General features: G+C 70.5%; 19 protein-coding genes. 9 read left to right on the top strand and 10 right to left on the bottom strand.

The features are described from left to right. Positions 1-51: 51 nt before the first annotated feature. Genes guaA through AC4D2E_RS02515 form a run of 3 tightly spaced genes read right to left on the bottom strand, consistent with a single transcriptional unit; the run spans position 52 to position 3,055 of the window. Entirely contained in the window at positions 52-1,638 is a 1,587-nt protein-coding gene (gene guaA, locus AC4D2E_RS02525; protein ID WP_490951561.1) for a glutamine-hydrolyzing GMP synthase, read from the bottom strand. A gap of 60 nt (positions 1,639-1,698) precedes the next feature. After that, positions 1,699-2,187 carry a DUF3817 domain-containing protein gene (locus tag AC4D2E_RS02520; RefSeq protein WP_490951560.1) on the bottom strand — a complete coding sequence of 163 codons (489 nt, stop codon included), beginning with the start codon at positions 2,185-2,187 and terminating at the stop codon, positions 1,699-1,701. After that, positions 2,180-3,055 (bottom strand): SURF1 family protein, encoded by an 876-nt coding sequence (locus AC4D2E_RS02515; protein ID WP_490951559.1) that lies wholly within the window; start codon positions 3,053-3,055, stop codon positions 2,180-2,182. The genes AC4D2E_RS02520 and AC4D2E_RS02515 overlap by 8 nt, the downstream gene beginning before the upstream one ends. 130 nt (positions 3,056-3,185) lie before the next feature. Between AC4D2E_RS02515 and AC4D2E_RS02510 the strand changes: the two genes are divergently transcribed. Together AC4D2E_RS02510 and AC4D2E_RS02505 are read left to right on the top strand one after the other, a co-directional pair. Next, positions 3,186-4,907 carry an ABC transporter transmembrane domain-containing protein gene (locus tag AC4D2E_RS02510; protein WP_490951558.1) on the top strand — a complete coding sequence of 574 codons (1,722 nt, stop codon included), beginning with the start codon at positions 3,186-3,188 and terminating at the stop codon, positions 4,905-4,907. After that, the gene (locus tag AC4D2E_RS02505) at positions 4,900-6,645 is read left to right on the top strand and encodes an ABC transporter ATP-binding protein (RefSeq protein WP_490909846.1); all 1,746 of its coding nucleotides are present in this window, start codon (positions 4,900-4,902) and stop codon (positions 6,643-6,645) included. The genes AC4D2E_RS02510 and AC4D2E_RS02505 overlap by 8 nt, the downstream gene beginning before the upstream one ends. Before the next feature lie 18 nt (positions 6,646-6,663). Here the strand turns inward: AC4D2E_RS02505 and AC4D2E_RS02500 are convergent, their stop codons facing one another. Together AC4D2E_RS02500 and AC4D2E_RS02495 are read right to left on the bottom strand one after the other, a co-directional pair. Next, complete coding sequence (locus AC4D2E_RS02500; RefSeq protein ID WP_104166162.1) at positions 6,664-7,155, bottom strand: PTS sugar transporter subunit IIA; 492 nt, start codon at positions 7,153-7,155, stop codon at positions 6,664-6,666. A 17-nt stretch (positions 7,156-7,172) separates the two neighbouring features. Further along, positions 7,173-8,312 carry a GuaB3 family IMP dehydrogenase-related protein gene (locus AC4D2E_RS02495; protein ID WP_104166164.1) on the bottom strand — a complete coding sequence of 380 codons (1,140 nt, stop codon included), beginning with the start codon at positions 8,310-8,312 and terminating at the stop codon, positions 7,173-7,175. A gap of 169 nt (positions 8,313-8,481) precedes the next feature. Here AC4D2E_RS02495 and AC4D2E_RS02490 point away from each other — a divergent pair, with 169 nt between their 5' ends. Continuing rightward, positions 8,482-8,847 carry a hypothetical protein gene (locus tag AC4D2E_RS02490; RefSeq protein WP_104166166.1) on the top strand — a complete coding sequence of 122 codons (366 nt, stop codon included), beginning with the start codon at positions 8,482-8,484 and terminating at the stop codon, positions 8,845-8,847. 24 nt (positions 8,848-8,871) lie between these two features. Here AC4D2E_RS02490 and AC4D2E_RS02485 read toward each other — a convergent pair whose 3' ends face one another. From AC4D2E_RS02485 to AC4D2E_RS02475, 3 genes are all read right to left on the bottom strand, one after another. After that, entirely contained in the window at positions 8,872-10,701 is a 1,830-nt protein-coding gene (locus AC4D2E_RS02485; RefSeq protein ID WP_490909847.1) for an ABC transporter ATP-binding protein, read from the bottom strand. Between the two features lie 36 nt (positions 10,702-10,737). After that, the gene (gene guaB / locus AC4D2E_RS02480) at positions 10,738-12,264 is read right to left on the bottom strand and encodes an IMP dehydrogenase (protein ID WP_104166170.1); all 1,527 of its coding nucleotides are present in this window, start codon (positions 12,262-12,264) and stop codon (positions 10,738-10,740) included. Positions 12,265-12,392: 128 nt separating this feature from the next. Continuing rightward, the gene (locus tag AC4D2E_RS02475) at positions 12,393-14,447 is read right to left on the bottom strand and encodes an acyltransferase family protein (protein ID WP_490951557.1); all 2,055 of its coding nucleotides are present in this window, start codon (positions 14,445-14,447) and stop codon (positions 12,393-12,395) included. 305 nt (positions 14,448-14,752) lie between these two features. Here AC4D2E_RS02475 and AC4D2E_RS02470 point away from each other — a divergent pair, with 305 nt between their 5' ends. Further along, the gene (locus AC4D2E_RS02470) at positions 14,753-16,387 is read left to right on the top strand and encodes a ribonuclease J (protein WP_490909849.1); all 1,635 of its coding nucleotides are present in this window, start codon (positions 14,753-14,755) and stop codon (positions 16,385-16,387) included. A gap of 220 nt (positions 16,388-16,607) precedes the next feature. Here AC4D2E_RS02470 and groL read toward each other — a convergent pair whose 3' ends face one another. After that, positions 16,608-18,221: a chaperonin GroEL gene (groL, locus tag AC4D2E_RS02465; protein ID WP_104166176.1), complete on the bottom strand. Its 1,614-nt coding sequence runs from the start codon at positions 18,219-18,221 to the stop codon at positions 16,608-16,610. 75 nt (positions 18,222-18,296) lie between these two features. Further along, positions 18,297-18,593: a co-chaperone GroES gene (gene groES, locus AC4D2E_RS02460; protein WP_104166178.1), complete on the bottom strand. Its 297-nt coding sequence runs from the start codon at positions 18,591-18,593 to the stop codon at positions 18,297-18,299. A gap of 318 nt (positions 18,594-18,911) precedes the next feature. Between groES and AC4D2E_RS02455 the strand changes: the two genes are divergently transcribed. Genes AC4D2E_RS02455 through AC4D2E_RS02435 form a run of 5 tightly spaced genes read left to right on the top strand, consistent with a single transcriptional unit; the run spans position 18,912 to position 23,933 of the window. Next, positions 18,912-19,856: a siderophore ABC transporter substrate-binding protein gene (locus AC4D2E_RS02455; protein WP_490951556.1), complete on the top strand. Its 945-nt coding sequence runs from the start codon at positions 18,912-18,914 to the stop codon at positions 19,854-19,856. Between the two features lie 32 nt (positions 19,857-19,888). Then, entirely contained in the window at positions 19,889-20,902 is a 1,014-nt protein-coding gene (locus AC4D2E_RS02450; protein ID WP_490909851.1) for an ABC transporter permease, read from the top strand. After that, positions 20,892-21,905, top strand: coding sequence for an iron chelate uptake ABC transporter family permease subunit (locus tag AC4D2E_RS02445; RefSeq protein ID WP_490951555.1), 1,014 nt, complete (start codon positions 20,892-20,894; stop codon positions 21,903-21,905). The genes AC4D2E_RS02450 and AC4D2E_RS02445 overlap by 11 nt, the downstream gene beginning before the upstream one ends. Before the next feature lie 45 nt (positions 21,906-21,950). Continuing rightward, on the top strand, positions 21,951-22,709 hold the full coding sequence (locus tag AC4D2E_RS02440; RefSeq protein ID WP_490951554.1) for an iron ABC transporter ATP-binding protein: 759 nt from the start codon (positions 21,951-21,953) through the stop codon (positions 22,707-22,709). Between the two features lie 9 nt (positions 22,710-22,718). Next, complete coding sequence (locus AC4D2E_RS02435; protein WP_104166187.1) at positions 22,719-23,933, top strand: class I SAM-dependent methyltransferase; 1,215 nt, start codon at positions 22,719-22,721, stop codon at positions 23,931-23,933. Positions 23,934-23,983 lie beyond the last annotated feature (50 nt).

Genomic DNA, 23,983 nt, shown 5'->3' with positions numbered 1-23,983 from the left:
CAACGCGGCCCGGGCGGACCGGAGTGGGCTGATGCCCACCCCGGAGCGCGACTACTCCCATTCGATGGTTCCCGGCGGCTTGCTCGTCACATCGAGCACCACGCGGTTGACGCCGTCCACCTCGTTGGTGATCCGGTTCGAGATCCGCGCGAGCAGGTCGTACGGGAGGCGGGACCAGTCCGCGGTCATGGCGTCCTCACTCGACACGGGCCGCAGGACGATGGGGTGTCCGTAGGTGCGGCCGTCCCCCTGCACGCCGACGCTGCGGACGTCCGCGAGCAGGACCACGGGCATCTGCCAGACCTCGTTGTCGAGCCCGGCCGCCGTGAGCTCGGCACGGGCGATCGCGTCCGCCGTGCGCAGCAGCTCGAGCCGCTCCTCCGTGACCTCCCCGACGATCCGGATGCCCAGCCCCGGCCCGGGGAACGGCTGCCGTCCCACGATCTCCGCCGGCAGGCCGAGCTGGGCGCCGACGGCGCGTACCTCGTCCTTGAACAGGGCCCGGAGGGGTTCGACGAGTTCGAACTGCAGGTCCTCGGGCAGCCCGCCCACGTTGTGGTGGCTCTTGATGTTCGAGGCGCCCTCGCCGCCGCCGGATTCGACGACGTCGGGGTAGAGCGTGCCCTGGACGAGGAAGCGGATGGACTCGCCGTCCGCCTCCGCCTCGCGCATGATGGCCCGTTCGGCCTCCTCGAAGGCGCGGATGAACTCGCGGCCGATGATCTTGCGCTTGGTCTCGGGGTCGGAGACGCCGGCCAGTGCGTCGAGGAAGCGGCGCTGCTCGTTCGCGACGTACAGCTTGACGCCGGTCGCGGCGACGAAGTCGCGCTCCACCTGCCCGGCCTCGCCCTCTCGCAGCAGCCCGTGGTCGACGAACACGCAGGTGAGCTGGTCACCGACCGCGCGCTGCACGAGTGCGGCGGCCACGGCGGAGTCGACCCCGCCGGAGAGTCCGCAGATCACGCGGGCATCGCCGATCTGCTCGCGGATGCGCTGCACCTGCTCCTCGAGGATGTTGCCGGTGGTCCAGTTCGGGGCCAGGCGCGCGCCGCGGAAGAGGAAGTTCTCGATGACGGCCTGGCCGTGCTGGGAGTGCTTGACCTCGGGGTGCCACTGCACGCCGTAAAGCGCCTTGTCCTCGTTCGCGAAGGCAGCGACGGGCGCACCGGCGGTGCTGGCGAGGACCTCGAAGCCCTCGGGAGCGGACTGCACGCTGTCGCCGTGGCTCATCCACGCATTCTGGTGCTCGGGGGTGCCGCTGAGGATGGAGCGGGCCGCGCCGTCGGAACGCACGTCCGTGGAGCCGTACTCCCGCAGGCCCGTCCTGGCGACCGTGCCGCCGAGGACGTCCGCCATCGCCTGGAAGCCGTAGCAGATGCCGAGCACCGGCACGCCGGCCTCGAACAGGTCGGCTTCGACGCGGGGGGCACCCTCGGCGTAGACGCTCGACGGCCCGCCGGAGAGGATGATCGCCGCGGGGTTCTTCGCGAGGATCTCCTGCGTGCTCAGGGTGTGCGGCACGATCTCGGAGTAGACGTCGGCCTCGCGGACCCGGCGCGCGATCAGCTGGGCGTACTGTGCGCCGTAGTCCACGACGAGGACAGGTCGGTGTTCGGAGCCGTTCTCGGGTGTAGTCACCCGTCAACAATAGTCCGCGGACGCGGGCCGGACCGCATCAGCGGGCCTCTGTGAAGCCGCTCAGTAGCGGGACGCGGCCTCGGGGTGGGCCGCCAGGTCCTCCTCCACCTGACGGTGGATCCGCTTCTCGACGACGAACGACAGCAGCGGCACCACGCCGCCGAGCGCGATCAGGACGAAGCGGCCGAAGGGCCAGCGCATGATCTGCCAGAGGCGGAAGTCGGCGATGAGGTAGACCACGTACAGCCAGCCGTGGACGATCAGCACGGTGGTCGAGAGATTCAGTCCCCCGGCCGTCTGCGCGACGGCTTCGGGCAGGAACTGCAGGGGCGCGCCTCCTCCGGCGACGATCTCCGTCCCGAACCCGTACTTGGCGACCATCTCCACGACGACGAGCAGGAGCATGACACCCGTCGCGTACGCGAGGACCTTGTAGAACGTCAGGGCGGAGCGGATCTGGGCATGCGTGCCGCCGAACCGCCGCTTCGGGGTGCCCGTGGCGGGCGGGCGGCCCGGTCCGGTGGTCGGGTCGAGAGCTGGCTCAGTCACGGTGCGTTCCGCCTTCGGTGTCGGGTCTCATCTCGGAGCTTGATGCAGGCGTCGGATCGGACGGGGTGCCGGACGCGGGCTGGGTCCCTGCCTCCTCGGCGGCGTCGGCGGCGTCCTCCAGCGCGCGGCGGTGGTCGTCGGCGACGAGGCGCCACCACAGGAAAAACGCGAAGCCCGCGAACACGAACCACTCGATCGCGTAGAAGATGTTGAGCCAGTTGATCGGCGTCTCCTGCGGCTGCGGACCGACGACCACCGGCTGCATGCCGGCAGCGAAGGGCACGTCCGCTCCCCCGGCGGTGACCGTCGTCGCCACCACGAAGGCCGCATAGGCGCGCACGTCCCACCGGTTGGCGAGCTCGGCCGTGGACAGCGAGGGGACCTGGCCTTCGACGGGCCGCTGCACCAGGGGCGCCTCGGGCGGCAGGAGGCGTCCGACGACGGCGGCCGGGCCGTCCTGCTCGGGCAGGGAGGCGACGTCCTCCGCCGCGGGCAACCAGCCGAGCACGATCGGGATGACGGCACCCTGCGCGGCGCCCCCGGCCTCCGCGCCGTCGACGGCGAACGCCTGGATCACCCAGAGACCGTCCTCGCCGTCGCGCAGGCGGTCCTGGACCAAGGTGCGGGTGTCCGGCAGGAAATCGCCGTCGAGCGAGACCATCTGGTCGGCGCCGGAGGCGTACAGGGGGGTGAGGGGCTGGAGGACGTCGGCCAGGGGCCGTACGTCCTCGGTGGCGCTCGGCGCAGGCGGTGGGGCCTGCCGCGAGGAGTTGAACTGCCACTGGCTGAGGAGCACGAAGACCGAGGCGATCGCCATCGCGAGGATCAGCAGAAGGATCCATCGAGGCTTGAGCGCGGTCTTCAACACCCCTTAACGGTACTTCGTGCCTGTGTAGAACAACGAATGGCGCCCGCGCCGGAGCCCTCCGGACGCGGCCGGAAAAACTGATTGGGATATCTCTATCACTGGGCCCGGATACGGTCTACGCTTGATCCTCGTGCGCTCCTATCCCTACCCCCTCACCGGTCCCCCGGATCTGCGCTCGCCTGCGCGCTACCTGCTGTGGCTCGCGGGCCACCAGAAGGCGACCCTGGCCGCCGGGATCCTGCTCGGTACCGTGTGGATGGCATCGCAGGCCGTCATGCCCTTCGTGCTCGGCCGGGCCATCGACGACGGCGTGATCGGCGCGGACTATCCGGCGCTCGTCGCCTGGGCCGGCGTCCTGCTCGGCCTCATGGTGGTCCAGGCGGTCTCCGACACCGCCACGCACCGCGCCGGGGTCAGCAACTGGATGCAGGCCGCGTTCCGCTCCGTCCGCCTCGTGGGCCACACGATCAGCAGGACCGGCGATGCGCTGCCCGCGGCGCTGCCCACGGGGGAGGTCGTCTCCACGGCGGCCTCCGACGCCTTCCGCGTCGGCGAGGTCTACGAGGTCCTGACGCGTCTCGCCGGCGCGGCCGCGGCGTGGCTCGTGGTGACGGTCCTGATCTGGCAGACCTCGCCCGTGCTCGGCGTCGTGGTGCTCGCGGGCGTCCCCGTGTGCTGCGGACTGCTCCTGTTCGTGGTGCGCCCCCTGCAGGCGCGGCAGCGCGAGCAGCGCGAGGCGTCCGGCAGGATGACGGCGGTCGGCGCGGACACCGTGGCCGGGCTGCGCGTCCTGCGCGGCATCGGCGGCGAGCACATCTTCGTGGACCGGTACCGGGCGAAATCCGCCCGGACCCGCGATTCGGGCATCCGCGTGGCGCATTCCCTCGCGGACCTCGAGGCGTCGCAGGTCTTCATCGCGGGCACCTTCAGCGTGGTGTTCACGTGGGTCGGGGCGTCCCTGGTGCTCTCGGGCGACATCACAGCCGGCGAACTCGTGGCCCTGTACGGCTTCTCGATCTTCCTGATGACGCCCATCCGGGCGGCGGCCGATTCCGTGGCGCGCTTCATCCGCGCGCACGTGGGCGCCCGCAAGATCCTCGCGGTGCTCGCGGTCCAGGCGGATGTCGCCGACACCACGACGCCGGTCCCCGCCCCGCCGTCGGGCTCCGTCCTCGTCGACGAGCGCTCCGGCGTCGTCGTCGAACCCGGCCTGCTGACCGCGGTCGTCTCGAAGGACCCCGCGGAGGCGACCGACGCCGTCACGCGCCTCGGCCGCTTCGAGGACGCCGTCCTCGAGGAGGCGGGTGTCCGGTGGGGCACCGCCGACCTGCGGCATGTGCCGCTCGCTGCCGTCCGCGGGCGCATCGTGGTCAGCGAGGCGAGCCCCCAGCTCTTCAGCGGGCCGCTGCGCCGGCAGCTCGACCCGCACGGCAGGCACGACGACGGCACGATCCTCGCGGCCCTCGGGGCCGCGAGCGCCCTCGACATCCTGGACGGCCTCGACGGCGGCCTCGACCACGCGGTGACGGAACGGGGTCGGGGCTTCTCGGGGGGTCAGCGGCAACGCCTCGTCCTGGCCCGCGCCTATCTGACGGGGGCCGAGAACCTCGTCCTGGTCGAGCCGACGAGCGCCGTCGACGCACACACGGAGCAGCGCATCGCGTCCCGGCTGGCCGGGGCGCGGCGCCAAGACGGCCGGACGACCGTCCTGGTCAGCGCGAGCCCGCTCCTGCTGCGCAGCATGGACCGCGTCGTCTTCCTCGAGAACGGCCGCGTCGCCGCGCAGGGCAGCCATACGGACCTCATGGCCGGCAACCCCGCCTATCGGGATGTGGTGATCCGCAGTGAGTAGCACGGCCGTACTTCCCGTCGCCGCGCCGGCCACGGTCCGCGACGAAGCCTTCCGCCTGATCCGCCATCACCGGCGGGGCCTCGGAGCGGTGATCGCCCTGTACGTCGGATCGGCCGTCGCCGGGCTCGCCGGCCCCCTGCTGCTCGGGATCCTCGTCGACGCACTCGCGGCGGGCACGACGCCCGGCTTCGTCGCGACCGTATCGGCCGGGATGCTCGCGTTCCTGGCGGTGCAGTCGGTGCTGCGCCGGTACGCCGTCCGGTCCGGCATGGTGTTCGGCGAACGCGTGTTCGCCGAACTGCGCGAGGACTTCATGGAGGACGTCACGGCACTCCCCCTGTCCACGGTGGAGACGGCGGGCACGGGCGACCTCGTGGCCCGCACCACCAACGACATCGACGCCGTGTCCCACACGGTGCGCTTCGGCGTGCCGCAGGTCGTCGTCTCGGTGGTGACCATCGTCCTGACGCTCGGCGCCGCCGTCGTCACCTCCCCGGTCCTGTCGCTGGCCCTCCTCGTGGGACTGCCCCTGCTCTGGCCCGTCACGCGCTGGTACCTGCGGCGCAGCGCCGGCGGGTACATGCGCGAACGCGAGACCTACGCCGTCGTGAACGGGACGATCACCGAGACCATCGAGGGCGCCCGCACGGTGGACGCCCTCAGCCTCGGCGGGCTGCGCCGCGCGGACCTCGACGACGCCCTCGGCAGCAGCTACCGGGCGGAGCGCTACACGCTGTGGCTGCGCTCCGTCCTGTTCCCCGCCGCGGACGTCGCCTTCTGGCTGCCCGCCGCCGCCGTCCTCCTCTGGGGCGGCTGGCTCGCCGGCCAGGGCCTCGTCACCCCCGGAGCCGTGGCCGCGGTGGCCCTGTTCGCGGTACGCCTGATCGACCCGGTGGACCTGCTCATCATGTGGACCGACGAGATCCAGGTGGGCGCCGCGTCGCTGGCGCGGATCGTCGGCATCAAGGGGGTCGAGCCGGACCGGGAGGCGACGACGGCGGAACCGGCGAACGAGGACATCGTCGTGTCGGCCGCGACGTACGCCTACCGCCCCGGGCACAACGTGCTGCACGGCGTCGACCTCACGCTCGTGCGGGGCGAGCGCCTCGCCGTCGTCGGGCCCTCGGGGGCCGGCAAGTCGACGCTGGGGCGCCTGATCGCCGGGATCCACCCGCCGACGTCGGGCTCCGTCACGGTGGGCGGCGTGCCGCTCGTGGACCGGCCGCTCGACGACCTGCGCCGCGAGGTGGCGCTCGTGACGCAGGAACACCACGTGTTCGTCGGCTCCGTCTCCGACAACGTGCGCCTCGGCCGGGCGGACGCGGGCGACGGCGAGATCGAGGACGCCCTGCGCAGCGTCGGGGCGCTCGACTGGGTGAAGCAGCTGCCCGAGGGCATGGACACGGAGGTGGGCTCGGGGGCGTTCGAGCTGAGTCCGGCGCGGGCCCAGGAACTGGCGCTGGCGCGGCTCGTCCTCGCCGACCCGCACACCCTGGTGCTCGACGAGGCGACGTCCCTGATCGATCCGCAGGCCGCCCGCGACCTCGAACGATCGCTCAGCGCGGTCCTCGAGGGACGGACCGTGATCGCCATCGCGCACCGGCTGCACACGGCGCACGACGCCGACCGCGTCGCCGTCGTCGAGGACGGGCGGATCACCGAGCTCGGCTCGCACGAGGACCTGCTCGCGCTCGACGGCGCGTACGCGTCCCTGTGGCATTCGTGGCGGAGCGAGTAGCCGCCCGCGGGCTCGCCGCTAGTGGTTGTGGAACACCAGCGAGGAGTTGATCAGTTCGGAGATCACCTCGGCGTCGTGGGCACGGCGCAGCGACTCCCGGAAGTTCTCCTTGAACAGGCTGCGGGCGATCGTCGCGAGGACCTCCAGGTGCTCCGAGAAGGACTGCGCGGGTGTGGCCATGAGGAGGACGAGGGTGGCGGGACCGTCCACGGCGCCGAAGTCGAGGCTGTACCCGAAGCGCGTCACCCCGACGGCGATGGAGGTCTGGTTGACGTACTCGCTGCGTGCGTGCGGCAAGCCGACGCCGCCGGGCAGTCCCGTCGCCATCTGGTGCTCGCGGGAGTTGACCTGGTCGAGGAAGGCCTGGAGGTCCGAGAGCCTGCCGGCGTCGTACAGCCGTCCCGCGAGCTGGGCGGCGGCCTCCTCCTTGGAGGTCGCCTCCATCTCGAGGATCACGAGGTCGGGCGTGGTGAGGTCGGCGTCGTGCGGATCGAGCGGCTTCTCGCTCACGGGGTGCCTTTCGGGGTTCAGTCGACCGAGACGTAGGGCGAGAGGACTACCTCCACCCGCTGGAATTCCTTCAGATCCGAGTACCCGGTGGTGGCCATCGCCCGCCGCAGCGCCCCGATCAGGTTCGAGGTGCCGTCCGTGTGGTGGGACGGTCCCCACAGCACTTCCTGCAGGGGCCCGACGGTACCGATGTTGACCCTGTCGCCGCGCGGCAGTTCCGGGTGGTGGGCCTCCTGGCCCCAGTGCCATCCCTTGCCGGGCGCCTCCTCGGCGCGGGCGAGCGCGGAACCGAGCATGACGGCGTCGGCGCCCATCGCGATGGCCTTGACGATGTCGCCGCTGGCGCCCATGCCGCCGTCGGCGATGACGTGGACGTAGCGCCCCCCGGACTCGTCCATGTAGTCGCGCCGCGCTCCGGCGACGTCGGCGATGGCGGAGGCGAGCGGCGAGTGGATGCCGAGGGCGCGGCGGGTCGTCGTCGTCGCGCCGCCACCGAAGCCGACGAGCACGCCGGCCGCACCGGTGCGCATCAGGTGCAGTGCCGGGGTGTAGCCGGCCGCGCCGCCCACGATCACGGGGACGTCGAGTTCGTAGATGAACTTCTTGAGGTCGAGCGGTTCCTCGTTCTTCGAGACGTGTTCGGCGGACACCGTGGTGCCGCGGATGACGAAGATGTCGACGCCGGCCGCGAGGACCGTCTTGTAGAACTGCTGGGTGCGCTGCGGCGTGAGCGATCCGGCGACGGTCACCCCGGCCTCGCGGATCTCGGCGAGGCGGCTCGTGATGAGGTCGGCCTGGATCGGGGCCTCGTAGATCTCCTGCATGCGGCGGGTGGCCGCCGGGCTGAAGTTCTCCGTGCTCAGGCCCGCGATCTCGTCCAGGGCCTGCTGCGGATCCTCGTAGCGGGTCCACAGACCCTCCAGGTTGAGGACCCCGAGGCCGCCGAGCCGGCCCATCGCGATCGCGGTGGCGGGCGACATCGCGGAGTCCATGGGGGCCGCGACGACCGGCATCTCGAACTGGTAGGCGTCGATCTGCCACTGCACGGAGACGTCGAGCGGATCCCGGGTGCGGCGGGAGGGCATCACCGCCACGTCGTCCAGCGAATATGCCCTGCGTCCGCGCTTGCCTCGGCCGATCTCGATCTCGTAAGTCACTGCTCTAGGTTAGCCCAGCGCGCCCTCCCGGCAGGTGTCGCGTCGTGAAGGGCGGCCGGTCCGCGCACGGCGCGGCCGGGTCCCGCGGTCCGGCGGGAACGCACGGGCACCCTATCCTGGACCTCGGACAAGGACTGTCGGGGAAGGACCAACGGGGAAGGACGACGGGATGCCGTTCCGCAGCAAGCAGACCCTGGAGACCTGGATCGACGACTTCAGGACCACCCGGGAAGGCGGCGCCCTCATCTCGGTGCTGGTGCAGGACGGCGCCGACGGCGCCGATACCGGACTCGTGATCGTGCCGCTCAGGAACGACAGCACCGAGATCTACCTGCAGCCCGTCGCCGTGGGCGACCCGCGGTGGTCGATCTCGTTCGGCGCCCGCAGCGAGGACTCCGAGCTGACCGCCGCGGAACTGCACGGGCTGGCCGCGGAACTCCTCGTGGCGGCGTCCCTGTGCCAGTTCCTGGAGGAGAAGTCGATCGGCCATGAGGAGCATCAGGACGACGAGCAGGCGGAGAACGTCCCGGCGTGAGATCCGGGAGGCACCGGGACGCCGTCAGGCGTCCGGCAGCTGGCTCTCGAACATCCGGAAGTACCGGCCCCGCAGCGCCACGAGCTCGCGGTGCGTCCCGGACTCCACGATCTCGCCGTCCTCGAGCATGTGGACGACGTCGGCCTTCTCGATGGTCGCCAGGCGGTGGCTGATCGCGATGATCGTCCGTGAGCGGTCGGCGAACAGTCGCGTGAAGATGCGGTGCTCGGCGAGCGCGTCGATGGCCGACGTCGGCTCGTCCATGACGATGAAGGGCGCGTCGCGGTAGAAGTTGCGGGCCATGGCGAGCCGCTGCCACTGGCCGCCGGACAGGCCGCTGCCCTTGCGCCCGCGGGGGTCCTCCATCCAGTTGCTGACGTAGTTCCCGAACCCGTTGGGCATCTTCCCGATGAAGTCCGCCGCTTCGGCCTCGCGCGCCGCCCGGCGCACCCTCGCCTCGTCGCGCGGCCGGTGGACGTCGCCGAAGTAGATGTTGTTCTCCGCCGTCGCGAACTCGTACCGCAGGAAGTCCTGCGACATGACCGCGAGGTGCCGGTGCCAGTCGTCGATGCGGATGCCCCGCAGGTCCCGGCCGTCGAGCAGCACCGTTCCCCGGCTCGGCTGGTACAGGCCCGCGAGGACCCGGATGAGCGTGGACTTGCCCGCCCCGTTCTCGCCCACGATGGCCACGTGGGTCCCCCGCTCGAAGGTCATCGAGATGCCCTTGAGGACCTCCGACTCGCCGCCGGCGTAGGTGAAGTGGATGTCGCGGAGCTCGACGGCGGACGGCGCGTCCTCCAGGCGTGCCGTCGCCGCCGTGGACACGGGGAAGTCCATGAACTGCTCGTAGTCCTTGAGGTTCGCGAGGTCCTCGTCGATGGAGCTCAGCGAGGACACGAGGCTGTTGGCGGTGCTGAGGGCCCGGCTGACGATCTGCTGCACGTAGAGGAACTGGCCCACCGGCTGCGCGCGGGCGATGATCTGCCCCACGATCCACACCAGGGCGAGCAGCTCTGCGCCGTACTGCAGGGCGTCCGCCAGCAGCTGCTTGGGGATGTACCGCTTCTGGAAGTCGAGGCGCCGCTTCTCGTCGGCGTCCCTCAGGGTGGAGCGCAGGTCCATCAGGTACCGGACGATCCCGTAGAGGCGCATCTCGGCGATGTGCTGCGGCTTCATGAGGTTGTTCTCGATCATGCGCCGTTGCCGCCGGGAGTCCACCTGCGTGTTCCAGTGCGCCATCTGCTCCCGCGCGAGCCGGAACTGCAGGTAGACGCTGGGGATGATCGCGACCAGCACGATCAGGGCGATCCACCAGCTGACCAGGAGCAGCGCGCCGATCGCGAGCAGCACGGAGACCAGCTGCGTGAAGATGGCGGCGATGCGGTCGAGCACGCGCGCATAGGAGTCGGAGAACCGGCGGGCGCGGTCGTAGAGGTCGATCGTCTCCTTGTCGTCGTACCGCCAGAAGTCCAGGGCGAGGAAGCGTTCGTACATGCGGTCGCCCACCATGGCGCCGACCCGGAAGCTCAGCACCTGCTGGATGTAGCGGTCCACGCTCGTGAACGCTCCCCACAGCAGCCCGAGGACGGCGGTGACGATCACGTAGACGACGGCGGACCGCCCGGCGTCCGGGTCCCCCGCGTAGGCGGCGGCCAGCGCCGTCGTCGTCAGGGATGCGTAGTAGGTGGTGACCAGCGGCAGGACCGCCGAGATGAGGGAGCCCGCGACCTTCATCGCGACGGCGCCCGGCGACGCCTTCGCGCTGACCACGAGGACCTGCCCGACGGCGCGGGCGTACGGTCCCAGCCGGAGCTTGCGGCGGGCGGCCGCCTGGGGCTGCGGCAGGCCGCTCACGCGGGCCCTCCCGCCCGGAGGGCCACGCGCTGCGCCCTACTTGGAGCCGTAGTTGGGTGCCTCGACCGTCATCTGGATGTCGTGCGGGTGGGATTCCTTCAGGCCGGCGGCCGTGATGCGCACGAACTTGCCCTTGGCCTTCAGCTCGGGGATGGTGCGCGCGCCGGTGTAGAACATGGTCTGGCGCAGGCCGCCGACCAGCTGGTAGGCGACGGAGGCGAGCGGCCCGCGGTAGGCGACCCGGCCCTCGATCCCCTCGGGGATCAGCTTGTCGTCCCCGGTCACGTCCGCCTGGAAGTAGCGGTCCTTCGAGTACGAGGTGTTCTTGCCGCGCGTCTGCATGGCGCCCAGCGAGCCCATGCCGCGGTAGGTCTTGAACTGCTTGCCGTTGACGAAGACCAGCTCGCCGGGGGCCTCGGCGGAGCCGGCGAGGAGCGAGCCGAGCATCACGGTGTCGGCGCCGGCCACGAGGGCCTTGCCGATGTCGCCGGAGTACTGGAGGCCGCCGTCGGCGATGACGGGCACACCGGCGGGGATGGCGGCCTTCGCCGATTCGTAGATGGCGGTGACCTGCGGGACGCCGACGCCGGCGACGACGCGGGTGGTGCAGATGGACCCCGGACCCACGCCCACCTTGATGCCGTCGGCGCCGGCGTCGATCAGAGCCTGCGCACCCTCGCGGGTAGCTGCCTGACCGCCGATGATGTCGACGTGCGCCAGGGACGCCTCAGCCTTGAGGCGCGAGATCATCTCGAGGACGCCCGCGCTGTGGCCGTTGGCGGTGTCGACGAAGAGCGCGTCGACGCCCGCGTCGACGAGCGCCATGGCGCGCTCCCAGCCGTCGCCGAAGAAGCCGATGGCCGCGCCGACGCGGAGGCGGCCGTCGTCGTCCTTCGTGGACAGCGGGTACTGCTCGGCCTTCGTGAAGTCCTTGACGGTGATGAGGCCGCGCAGGATCCCCTCATCGTCGACGAGCGGGAGCTTCTCGATCTTGTTCTGCGCGAGGAGGTTGATGGCGTCGTCGCCGCTGATCCCCACGGCACCGGTCACGAGGGGCATCTTCGTCATGACGTCGCGCACGAGCGTACGCGGGAAGTCGCGCTCGAGCACGAAGCGCGTATCGCGGTTCGTGACGATGCCGAGCAGGCGACCCGCCTCGTCCACGACGGGGAGGCCGGAGACGCGGTAGTGCCCGCAGAGTTCGTCGAGTTCCTGCAGCGTGGCGTCCGGGCCGATGGTCAGCGGCTTGGTGATCATGCCGGACTCGCTGCGCTTCACGCGGTCCACCTGGTCCGCCTGGTCCTGGATGGACAGGTTGCGGTGGATGACGCCGAGCCCGCCCTGCCGCGCCATGGCGATGGCCATCCGGGACTCCGTGACGGTGTCCATCGCGGAGGAGAGCAGCGGCGTCTTCACCGTGATGCGCTTGGAGATGCGCGACGACGTGTCGGCCTCCGAGGGGATGACGTCGGTGTGGCCGGGGAGCAGGAGCACGTCGTCGTACGTCAGGCCGATGAATCCGAAGGGGTCGTGGGTCTCGTTCTGGCCTGACTGCTGGGTCACTGCTGCGCCTCTTTCGATGTCGCCCGGTGGGGGGTGGGGCTCCGGAGCGGCGGCTGTGGATGCGCCGGCGGGCCCTGACAGTCTAGAACGGATCGGGGAAGCCCCCTATTCCGGTGACAGCGCTCACGTCACCAGCCGAGGGCCGCCGTGAAGCGCTCCTCGAAGACCGGGACGGTCGTCTCGACGTACGTCTTGGAGAGGTGGTCGCGGTCCATGTACACGCGGACGTTCCCCACCACGCCGGGGCACGTCGCCCCCGCGCAGACGACGTCGGTCAGGTCCAGGTGTTCGAGACCGGGCAGGCGTCCGGCCAGCGGCAGGAGGGGCGACGACGGCGCGAGCACCTCCGCCGCCGGGACGTCGCAGGCCGTGGGGTCGGCGGCGTGGCGGGCCGTGCACTCGGCCATGTCCTCCTCGAACCGCGGCGTGTCACGGAGCGCGACGACGGGGATGCCGGCGTCCAGGAGCGGCGTGATGCCGGCCTCGAAGCCGGCCGGGACCTCCTCGGCGGGCGAACTCCAGTCCGTCCGCGTCCCGACGGTGAGCACGGCGTCGGGAGCGAGGTCCAGGGCGTAGGCGCGGACGGCCTCGTTGAAGGCCTGGCACTCCGGGTCCACGCTCCCGTGCGCGTCGACGAACCGGCAGTTGGGCCGGTGCACCGAGACGGCGAGCCAGTCGTTGGTCCCGGCCATGGCACCGAGGGCGGTCATCCACATCTGCGAGTGGGAGTCGCCCAGCACCAGCACGGTCCGCTCCGCCGTCGCCGCGTCGCCCGTCTGGACGCACGAGGACAGCCGCGGGTCGGCGGGCATCAGGGTTTCCGAGCAGGGCCCGTCCACGGCGGCCCATTCCGCGCCGAGGCTGCTCGCGAGCGGCTTCACCAGGGCGTCCTCCGAGCCCCGGTACTCGAAGCCCGGGTGGAGGGCCTCGGCGCCCGGGTTGTCGGCGCGCGTCTGCTGCTCCACCGCCGCCTCCTGGGCCTGCACCCGGTACTCCCAGCCGGAGAGCGGGACAGCCACGAGGACCAGGGCCAGCGCGGCCACGAGGCCCGTGCGCCGGCGCTTCGCGGCCGGCCAGGACCACGAGCGCACCGGCTCCTCCACGAAGCGCGTGGTGAGCACGGCCAGCACGAGGGAGGCGCCGATGACGACGGCGCCGTCGAGCAGTCCGGCCCCCTGCTTCCCGGCGGCGACGAGCCAGATGACCAGGACGGGCCAGTGCCACAGGTAGAGCGCGTAGGACGCACCGCCGAGCCGCAGGAGCGGCCCGGAGGACAGCCAGCGGTCCACGCCGGCCGGGCTGTCCGTACGGCCGGCGACGATCACGGCGGCCGCGGCCAGCGTGGGCCAGAGGGCGACGAAGCCCGGGAACTGCTGCTGCACCTGCAGGAGGACGCCGCACGCCAGCATCATCACCACCCCCGCCCAACCGAGGACCACCCGCATCCGCCGCGGGAGCACGACGTACGGCAGGGCGAGGGCCACGAGCGATCCGAGGGCAAACTCCCACAGCCGGGCGCGCGTGTCGAAGTAGGCCGCCGCCTGGTCCGTCCCCGTCTGCCACACCGAGAACGCGAGCGACACCCCGAAGAGGGCGCCGAACAGGGCGATCAGCACGGGCCGCGGCCGCAGGCGCGTGACGGCGACGAGCGCGCCGGCCGCCGCGAAGAGGAGCGGCCACATCAGGAACACCTGCCCCTGGATGGACAGGGACCAGAAATGCTGGAGTGGGCTGGCCGCGCTGTGGTCCAGGGCGTAGTAGTCGACGGCGTTACCCGCGAGCTCCCAGTTCTGCCGGTAGGTCAGCGACGCCCACGTCTGGTCGAACACCGCACGCCACCGCGAGCTCGGCACGAAGAGGGCCGTGGCGGCGAGGACGGACAGGAGGACGACGGCGGCGGCGGGCAGCAGCCGCTTCAGCAGGTTGAGCCAGTACGCCACGAGGGCGAGGGGCTGTTGCGTCTCGAGCCTGCGCGTGAACGTGACCGTGAGCAGGAACGCGGAGACGAGGAGGAAGACGTCCACGCCCCCGGACACCCGGCCGAGCCAGACGTGGTAGACCACCACCATCGCGACGGCGAGGGCCCGCAGTCCCTGCACCTCGGGACGGAACCGGCGGGTGTCGACGCCCCCGGGCGCCGTCACGGCGGTCGCCGGAGCAGCGGTCAGGGGGATGGAGAACACGCTGTTCCTCCTGTCGGGGGCGGGCCCGGGGCAGGGACGCAAAGCTCCAGATTACCGTCCGGCCGCCGTCGTCCGGCACCGCGGCGGACCGGCCGGCCCCCGCCCTCGCCCCGAACCCCGTACTCTAGGAGGAGTATCTTCCCCGAACGCAGGGGACCACCAGCACGGAATCGCCGGGTGTGCCGGCCTCGACGACGCTCGTCTGACGGCCGCTCCCCCGCCGTTCCTCACCAACGAGAGAAACCTGATCTGTGAATAAAAGAGCTGCCGCACTGAAAGCACCACGGGAACTTGCCAAGGGAGCCATGCGCATCGTCGCTCTCGGGGGTATCGGTGAGATCGGCAGGAACATGACCGTCTTCGAGTTCGACGGCAAGCTGCTCATCGTGGACTGCGGGGTGCTGTTCCCGGAGGAACACCAGCCCGGCATCAACGTGATCCTGCCGGACTTCTCCTACATCCGCGACCGCCTCGACGACGTCGTGGCCGTGGTCCTCACGCACGGCCACGAGGACCACATCGGCGGCGTGCCGTACCTGCTCAAGGAACGCGCCGACATCCCCCTGGTGGGATCGCGCCTCACGCTGGCGTTCATCGAGGCCAAGCTCAAGGAACACCGCATCACCCCGAAGACCATCCAGGTCAAGGAGGGTGAGCGGCGCACGATGGGCGGCTTCGACCTCGAGTTCGTCGCCGTGAACCACTCCATCCCCGACAGCCTCGCCGTCGCCATCCGCACCGCGGCCGGCATGGTGCTGCACACCGGGGACTTCAAGATGGACCAGTTCCCGCTGGACAGGCGCATCACCGACCTCGGCTCCTTCGCCCGGCTCGGCGCGGAGGGCGTGGACCTGTTCCTCACCGACTCCACCAACGCGGACGTCCCCGGCTTCACGACGTCGGAGAAGGACCTCGGGCCCGCGATCGACGCCGTGTTCCGCACCGCCCCGCGCCGGATCATCGTCTCGAGCTTCGCGAGCCACATCCACCGCATCCAGCAGATCATCGACACCGCCCACCGCCACCGCCGCAAGGTGGCCTTCGTGGGCCGCTCGATGGTGCGCAACATGACCATCGCGGCGGATCTGGGCTACCTGAACATCCCGCAGGGTCTGCTGGTGGACTTCAAGAAGCTCGAGCGCAGCGACGACCACAAGGTGGTCCTCATCTGCACGGGCTCGCAGGGTGAGCCGATGGCCGCGCTCTCGCGCATGGCCAACAACGACCACGCCATCCGGATCACCGAGGGTGACACGGTGCTGCTGGCCAGCTCCCTCATCCCGGGCAACGAGAACGCGATCTACGGCATCATCAACGCGCTCACCGAGATCGGGGCCAACGTGGTCCACAAGGGCAACGCCAAGGTGCACGTCTCCGGCCATGCCAGCGCCGGCGAGCTCGCCTACTGCTACAACATCGTCAAGCCCCGCAACGTCATGCCCGTGCACGGCGAATGGCGGCACCTGCGGGCCAACTCGGAGATCGCCGTCGCCACCGGCGTCGATCCCCGCAACGTGGTCCTCGCGCAGGACGGCGTGACCGTGGACCTCGTCCGCGGCCGCGCGACCATCTCCGGCAAGGTCGACGCCGGACTCGTCTTCGTCGACGGCGACAGCGTGGGCGGCATCACCGAGGAGGACCTCGTGGAGCGCCGCCGCCTGGCCGAGGAGGGCGTCGTAACGATCCTCGCGATCATCGACCCGGACAACGGCAACATGGTCGAGGCACCCGAGTTCTTCACCAAGGGCTTCTCCTGCTCCGACGAGGACCTCGACAAGGCCGGCGCCGCCGTCGAGAAGGCGCTGCGCGATGCCGCCTCGAACCGCCAGGGCGGCCGCCGCCAGGACCCCGAGGACATCATCGAGCGGGCCACGGCCAACTGGATGCGCCGGTTCTACAACCGCCAGCCCGTCGTCAACGCGATCGTCGTCGACGCCTGACCCCGGCGCACTGCGCTGAAGCCCCGGTACCCGTTGGGTGCCGGGGCTTCGTCGTTGCCGGAGCCGGCGGCGTCGGATCCGGGTGTCCCGACATGCCCACCGGGCGACGCCGCGGAGTGGGCAGGAGCGACGCCGACGCCACGACGGCCCGGACGCAGAAGCACCCCGGCTCAGCGGAGCCGGGGTGCTTCTGGGACGCAGCGGGCCGGAGCCCCTGTGACTAGTGCGAGTGGCCGTGGCCCTCGTCGTCGGACGGCTCGGGCTTCTCGACCACGAGCGTTTCCGTGGTGAGCACCAGGGCCGCGATCGAGGCCGCGTTCTGCAGGGCCGACCGCGTCACCTTGACCGGGTCGATGATGCCGGCGTCGACGAGGTTCTCGTACTCGCCGGTGGCGGCGTTGAAGCCGTGGCCCACCTCGAGGTCCGAGACCTTCGCGACGACGACGTAGCCCTCGTGGCCGGCGTTCTCGGCGATCCAGCGCAGTGGCTGGGCGAGCGCGCGGCGGACGAGCCCGACCGCGGTGGCCGCGTCGCCCTCGAGTGCCAGGACGTCGGGGTCGGTGTCGAGTGCCTTGCCGGCGTGGACCAGCGCGGAACCGCCGCCGGCCACGATGCCCTCTTCGAGAGCCGCACGCGTCGAGGACACGGCGTCCTCGATGCGGTGCTTCTTCTCCTTGAGCTCCACCTCGGTGGCGGCGCCGACCTTGATTACGCCGATACCGCCGGCGAGCTTCGCGAGGCGCTCCTGGAGTTTCTCGCGGTCCCAGTCGGAGTCGGTGCGCTCCACCTCGGCGCGGATCTGCGCCACGCGGTCGGCGACGTCGGACTCGCTGCCGGTGCCGTCCACGATCGTGGTGGCGTCCTTGGTGACGGTGATCCGGCGTGCGGAACCGAGCACCTCGAGGCCCACCTGGTCCAGCTTGAGGCCGAGGTCCGGCGAGACGACCTGCGCACCCGTGAGGGTGGCGATGTCCTGCATCATGGCCTTGCGGCGGTCACCGAAGCCCGGAGCCTTGACGGCGACGACGTTGAGGGTGCCGCGGATCTTGTTGACCACCAGGGTGGAGAGCGCCTCGCCCTCGATGTCCTCGGCGATGATGAACAGCGGCTTGCCGGCCTGCAGGGCCTTCTCGAGCAGCGGCAGGAATTCCGCCAGCGAGGAGATCTTGCCGGAGTTGATGAGGATGAGCGCGTCCTCGAGGACGGCTTCCTGGCGCTCGGCGTCGGTCACGAAGTACGGGGAGAGGTAGCCCTTGTCGAACTGCATGCCCTCGGTGAGGACGAGTTCGGTCTGCGTGGTGGAGGACTCCTCGATGGTGATCACACCATCCTTGCCGACCTTGTCGAAGGCCTCTGCGAGGAGATCGCCCACCTCGGTGCTCTGGGCGGAGATGGAGGCGACGTCGGCGGTCTGCTGACCGACGACCTCGCGGGCGTTCTCGAGCAGGCGCTTGGCGACGGCCTGGACCGAGACCTCGATGCCGTGCTTGAGCTGACCCGGGGCGGCGCCGGCGGCCACGTTGCGGAGGCCTTCCTTGACGAGCGCCTGGGCCAGGACCGTGGCGGTGGTGGTTCCGTCACCGGCGACGTCGTTCGTCTTGGTGGCGACCTCCTTGGCGAGCTGGGCGCCGAGGTTCTCGTACGGGTCGTCGAGTTCCACCTCGCGGGCGATCGTGACGCCGTCGTTCGTGATGGTGGGGGCGCCCCACTTCTTGTCGAGCACGACGTTGCGTCCGCGGGGGCCCAGCGTCACCTTGACGGTGTTCGCGAGCTTGTCCACGCCGGCCTCGAGGGCACGGCGGGCGGCGTCGTTGAATTCCAACTGCTTTGCCATTCGTTGGTTCCTTTCAGGCTTGTGCAGCGAGAAAAACCCCGGCCACTTCGGGCCGGGGCTTCTCCAATCGGGGTGTTACTTGACGACGATCGCGAGGACGTCGCGGGCGGAGAGCACGAGGTACTCCTGGCCGCCCTGCTTGATCTCGGTTCCGCCGTACTTCGAGTAGATGACGATGTCGCCCTCGGCGACGTCGACGGGAACGCGGTTGCCGTTGTCATCGACGCGGCCGGGTCCGACAGCTACGACTTCGCCCTCCTGGGGCTTCTCCTTGGCGGTGTCCGGGATGACGAGGCCGGAAGCAGTGGTCTGCTCGGCTTCGAGCGGGCGGACAACGATACGATCCTCAAGCGGCTTGATAGAGACCGACACGGGCTCTCCTTTGCGTTCGATACCAATGGACTGGGGCCGTCGGGCGGGGCGTGAACCGTCGTCGCGGTGCCGGCGAACGCTTCCCTCGGGATTAGCACCTGTAGTGAGTGAGTGCCAACTCCGACTGTATGCAAGGGCTGGCACTCGGTCAAGGCGAGTGCCAATCCATGGCCATGATCGATGGGCTGCGTCGACACATCTCCTAATACGTCATGCTTCGTTTGCGTAATTCGCCGCGCTTCGCCTACATTCAGGCAGGTAAGGCTTTCCTTACTTCTTGGTCCCCGGCCGCCCGGCCCCTTCCCCCGGAGTTCATCCATGTCACACGTGCGCCTCGCCGTCCTCTCCGCTGCCGCTGCAGCCACCCTCGCCCTGACGGCGTGCGGCGGATCCTCCGAAGCCGCCGGAGAGCCCGCAGACTCCTCGACGGTCCCGGTCGAGCATGCGCAGGGAACCACCGAGGTGCCGGTGGACCCGCAGACGGTCTTCACGTTCGACCTCGGCGCTCTGGACACGCTCGACGCGCTCGGCGTCGAGGTGGCCGGCGTCCCGCAGGGCACCCTCCCAGAGCAGCTCTCGGCCTACGAGGGCGGGGACGTCACCGACATCGGATCCATGAAGGAACCGGACTTCGAGGCGATCGCTGCAGCCGCCCCCGACCTGATCATCATCTCGGGCCGCGTCGCCGACTCCTACGACGAACTCTCCGCGATCGCGCCCACCATCGACCTGAGCGTCGACGCGGCCGATCCGATCGCGAGCTTCGCGGAGCACACGGAATCCCTCGGCCGGGTCTTCGGCGTCGAGGACGAGGTCGCCGACCGCCTGGCGGCCCTCGACGCCGCCATCGACGAGACGAAGGACGCAGCCTCCTCGGCGGGGGACGGCCTCGTCCTGATGACCAGCGCAGGCGAGGTCACGGCGTACGGTGCCGGTTCCCGGTTCGGCCTGATCCACGACGTGCTCGGCGTCGATCCCGCCGCCGAGGTGAAGAGTGAGGGGACGCACGGCGAGGCCGTCTCCTTCGAGTACATCGCGGAGGTCGACCCCGCCCACCTGTTCGTGATCGACCGCGACGCCGCCGTCGGTGAGGCGGGAGCGGCAGGCGCGGCGGTCCTCGACAACGACCTCGTGAACGGGACGATTGCTGCGAAGAACGACGCCGTGACATACCTCGACTCGGCAAGCTGGTACCTCATCGGTTACGGGCTGGACAACCTCGACGCCATGGTCTCGGCCGTCCACGAGGCCGTCGCGGCCTGATCCGCCCACCGCATCCTGCGGCAGGCGCCTCCATGCCAGCACTCGCCCTCCGGCCGCAGCGGCCGGTCCAGCAGCACGGTTCCACCGGATCACCCGCCCTGTGGCTGGCCGGTGGGGCCGTGCTGCTGCTCGCCCTCGTGAGCCTGTTCGTCGGCGTCTCCGACGTCTCGCCCGCGGACCTGCTGGCCGGTGACGCCGACGTCCGGCAGACCTTCCTCGTCAGTCGCGTGCCGCGGACGCTCGCGGTCGTCCTGGCCGGTGTGGCCCTCAGCATCGCCGGATTCATCCTGCAGCTCATGGCCCGGAACCGGTTCGTCGAACCCTCCACGGTGGGGACGGTCGAGTCCGCCACCGCAGGCATCCTCGTGGCCACGCTCGTCCTGCCCGCAGCGCCGATCGTCGGGAAGATGCTCGTCGCCGCCCTCTTCGCCATGGCCGGGACGGCCCTCTTCCTGACCGTCCTGCGCCGCATCCCGCTGCGCAACACGCTGATCGTCCCCCTGGTGGGCATCATGCTCGGCGGCGTCATCGCCGCGGTCACCACGTTCTTCGCCTACCGGTTCGACCTGCTGCAGACCCTCAACACCTGGATGATCGGTGACTTCTCGGGACTGGTCCGCGGCCGCTACGAACTGCTGTGGATCGTCGCCGTCCTCGCCGTGGTCGGTTACATCTGCGCGGACCGCTTCACGGTCGCCGGGATGGGCGAGGAGTTCACCACGAACCTGGGGCTGGACTACCGGCGCACCATGAACCTCGGCCTGGTGCTCGTGAGCCTCATCAGCGCCGTCGTCGTCGTGGTGGTCGGAGCCATCCCGTTCCTCGGACTGATCGTCCCCAACCTCGTGTCCCTGCTCATCGGCGACAACGTGCGCCGCGCCGTGCCCTGGATCGCCGTCGTCGGGGCCGGTTTCGTCCTCGCCTGCGACATCCTCGGGCGCATCATCCGCTTCCCGTACGAGGTGCCGGTGGGCGTGATCGTCTCCGTGGTGGGCAGCATCCTGTTCATCACCCTGCTCGTGAGGAGGAACGCCGGTGCGCGCTAGGACCGGGACCCTTCCCACCGCCGTCGTGCAGTCCGCACGGAGACCCGTACGGTCCCTCCCGCCCGCCGCCTGGCTGGTGGTCCTCGGCGTGACCGCTGCCGCGCTCGTCACGGCGTTCCTCCTGGTCGGCCTCGAGGGGAACCCCGCCTACGTGCTCCCCCGACGCCTGAACCGCGTGGGCGCGATGGTGCTCGTCGCCGTCGCCGTCGGGGTGTCCACGGTCCTGTTCCAGACCGTCACCGGCAACCGCATCCTCACGCCGTCGATCATGGGACTGGACGCGCTCTACATCCTGATCCAGACGGTGCTCACCTTCGTGCTCGGCGCCGGGACACTCCTCACCCTGGGCGCTCCCGTCCGCTTCGCCGTCGAGGTGTCCCTCATGGTCGGCTTCTCCTGGCTGCTGTACCGGTGGCTGTTCCTGGGCAGCGGGCGCAGCCTCCACCTGCTGCTGCTCGTCGGGATCGTGTTCGGGGTGTTCTTCCGGGGCGCCTCGTCGCTCCTGCAGCGATTGATGGATCCGAGCGAGTACATCATCCTGCAGGACCTGTTCTTCGCGAGCTTCAACCGGGTCGATCCGCTGCTCCTGCTCATCTCCGCGGTCGCGGTCGCCGGGCTGTGCATCCCCGCCTGGCGGCTCCGCCACCGGCTGGACGTCCTCGCCCTCGGCCGCGAGACCGCGGTGGGCCTCGGCGTCGACCACCGGCGCACCGTGACGCTCGTACTCGTGGTCTGCTCGGTGCTCGTCGCCGTCTCCACCGCCCTCGTGGGCCCGACGACGTTCTTCGGCCTGCTCGTCTCCGCCCTCGCGTACCAGCTCTGCAACCAGTTCAGGCACGCCGTGGTGCTGCCCATCGCCGTCCTCCTCGGCGTGATCGCGCTCGTCGGCGGGCAGCTCGTCCTCGAGCAGGTCTTCGCCTTCGACACCGCGCTCAGCATCGTCATCGAGTTCACCGGCGGCATCGTCTTCCTCGTCCTCCTCCTGAAAGGCCGTATCCGATGAAGGCCGTATCCGATGAAGGCCGTATCCGATGAAAGGCCGTCTCCGATGATCACCATCGACCGTGCCACCAAGCGCTACGGCGCCGCCACGGTGGTCGACGGCGTCAGTTGCACCATCCCCCGGGGCGGCGTCACCTCGATCATCGGTCCGAACGGCGCGGGCAAGTCCACGCTGCTGTCCCTGATGAGCAGGCTCCTCCCGCTCGACGCCGGGTCGGTGGTGGTCGACGGACTGGACGTGAGCACGACGGCGGGCCCCGTCCTGGCGCGGACCCTGGCCATCCTGCGCCAGGAGAACCAACTCACCGTCCGGCTCTCCGTGCGCGACCTCGTGGGCTTCGGCCGCTTCCCGCACAACAACGGCCGCCCCACCGTCGTGGACCGCGAGCTCATCGAGCGCGCCCTCGCCTACCTCGACCTGACGGAGCTGGCCCACCGCTTCGTGGACGAGCTCTCCGGCGGGCAGCGCCAGCGGGCATTCATCGCCATGGTGCTGGCGCAGGACACGGACTGCATCCTGCTCGACGAACCGCTCAACAACCTCGACATGAAGCACTCCGTGGACATGATGCGCCTGCTCCGCCGCCTCGCCGACGACCTCGGGAAGACCGTGGTGCTGGTCATCCATGACATCAACTTCGCCTCCTGCTACTCGGACACGATCCTCGCGATGCGCCACGGCGCCCTCATCCGCCAGGGCCCGCCGGAGGAGATCATGACGCCGGAGGTGCTGCGCGAGGTGTACGACGTCGAGATCCAGGTGGAGCAGATCCGCGGCAACAGGATCGGCGTGTACTTCGCCTAGGCTGGCAGCATGGCGTCGGACAACATCGCGGACATCCTGACCACGGACGGCTGGGAGCTGCTGAACTCGCTCGGGCCCTACACCGAAGCGGACAGCCTGCGCCTCACCGGGCAGCTGCGGAAGGCCGGCTACTCCCCCGAGGTGGTCGCCGCGGCCCTCACCCAGTCACGGCTCCGGGCGAAGGCGTCCGCCAAGTTCGGCCCCTTCGCCGAACGCATGATCTTCACGGCCGCAGGGCTCGAGCAGGCCACGCGCCTGACCGTCGCCGCCCGCCACGCCCAGCGCTTCGTCGACGCCGGCCTCCTGAGGGTCGCCGACCTCGGATGCGGGCTCGGGGCGGACAGCATGGCCCTGGCCACCCTCGACCGCGAGGTCACCGCCGTCGAGCTCGACGAGACGACCGCCGCGGCCGCGACCATGAACCTGCTCCCCTTCCCCAACGCGCGCGTCGTCAACGCGGACGCCTCCGCCGTCGACACCACGGCGTTCGACGGCGTCTGGCTCGACCCGGCGCGCAGGACGACGACGACGTCGGGCACGTCCCGCCTCTTCGACCCCGAGGCGTTCTCGCCCCCGCTGTCCTTCGTGCAGGAGCTCGCGGACCGCGGCATGCCGGTGGGCGTGAAGATGGGCCCGGGCATGCCGCACGCCTCCATCCCGGCGAGCTGCGAGGCGCAGTGGGTCTCCGTGGACGGCGACGTCACGGAGGTGGCCCTCTGGTTCAACGCGCTCCGCCGCGCGGGCGTCCGGCGGGCCGCCCTCGTCCTCGGGGCGCAGGGCGCCGCGGAGATGGTGACGGAGCGGGACTTCGGCGACGGGCCCACACCCGCCGTCGGCGAACCCGCCGGCTATCTCTACGAGCCCGACGGCGCCGTCATCCGCGCCGAGCTCGTGGCGGATCTCGCCGCACAGCTCGGCGGGCACCTGCTGGATCCGATGATCGCCTACATCTGCGCGCCGACGTTCACGGACACCCCCTTCGCCCGCGCGTACCGGGTGCTCGAGGTCCGGCCCTACAACGTCAGGGCGCTGAAGGCGTGGGTCCGGGCCGAGGGGATCGGGGTGCTCGACATCAAGAAGCGCGGCACCTCGGTCACCCCCGAGGAGGTCCGCAAGCAACTGCTGACCGGATCCGGCAAGGGCCGGAAGAGGGCCACCCTCGTCCTGACGCGCCTCGGGGACGAGCGCGTGGCCATCGTCGTCGAGCCCGTGCCGACCGCCTGAGAACGGGCCACACTTGTCGACCTCCCGCAAGCCGGAATCCGCGACGACGC

The organism is Arthrobacter sp. TJ-265 (genome assembly GCF_058269135.1).
This window is presented reverse-complemented; position numbering and strand designations above follow the sequence as displayed.

What these genes read in the sequence shown, in the direction of transcription:
- AC4D2E_RS02490 (WP_104166166.1), top strand. Translation starts at nt 8,482, where the DNA reads ATGCCGTTCCGCAGCAAGCAGACCCTGGAGACCTGGATCGACGACTTC.
- AC4D2E_RS02470 (WP_490909849.1), top strand. Translation starts at nt 14,753, where the DNA reads ATGCGCATCGTCGCTCTCGGGGGTATCGGTGAGATCGGCAGGAACATG.
- groL (WP_104166176.1), bottom strand. Translation starts at nt 18,221, where the DNA reads ATGGCAAAGCAGTTGGAATTCAACGACGCCGCCCGCCGTGCCCTCGAG.
- AC4D2E_RS02455 (WP_490951556.1), top strand. Translation starts at nt 18,912, where the DNA reads ATGTCACACGTGCGCCTCGCCGTCCTCTCCGCTGCCGCTGCAGCCACC.
- AC4D2E_RS02450 (WP_490909851.1), top strand. Translation starts at nt 19,889, where the DNA reads ATGCCAGCACTCGCCCTCCGGCCGCAGCGGCCGGTCCAGCAGCACGGT.
- AC4D2E_RS02440 (WP_490951554.1), top strand. Translation starts at nt 21,951, where the DNA reads ATGATCACCATCGACCGTGCCACCAAGCGCTACGGCGCCGCCACGGTG.
- AC4D2E_RS02435 (WP_104166187.1), top strand. Translation starts at nt 22,719, where the DNA reads ATGGCGTCGGACAACATCGCGGACATCCTGACCACGGACGGCTGGGAG.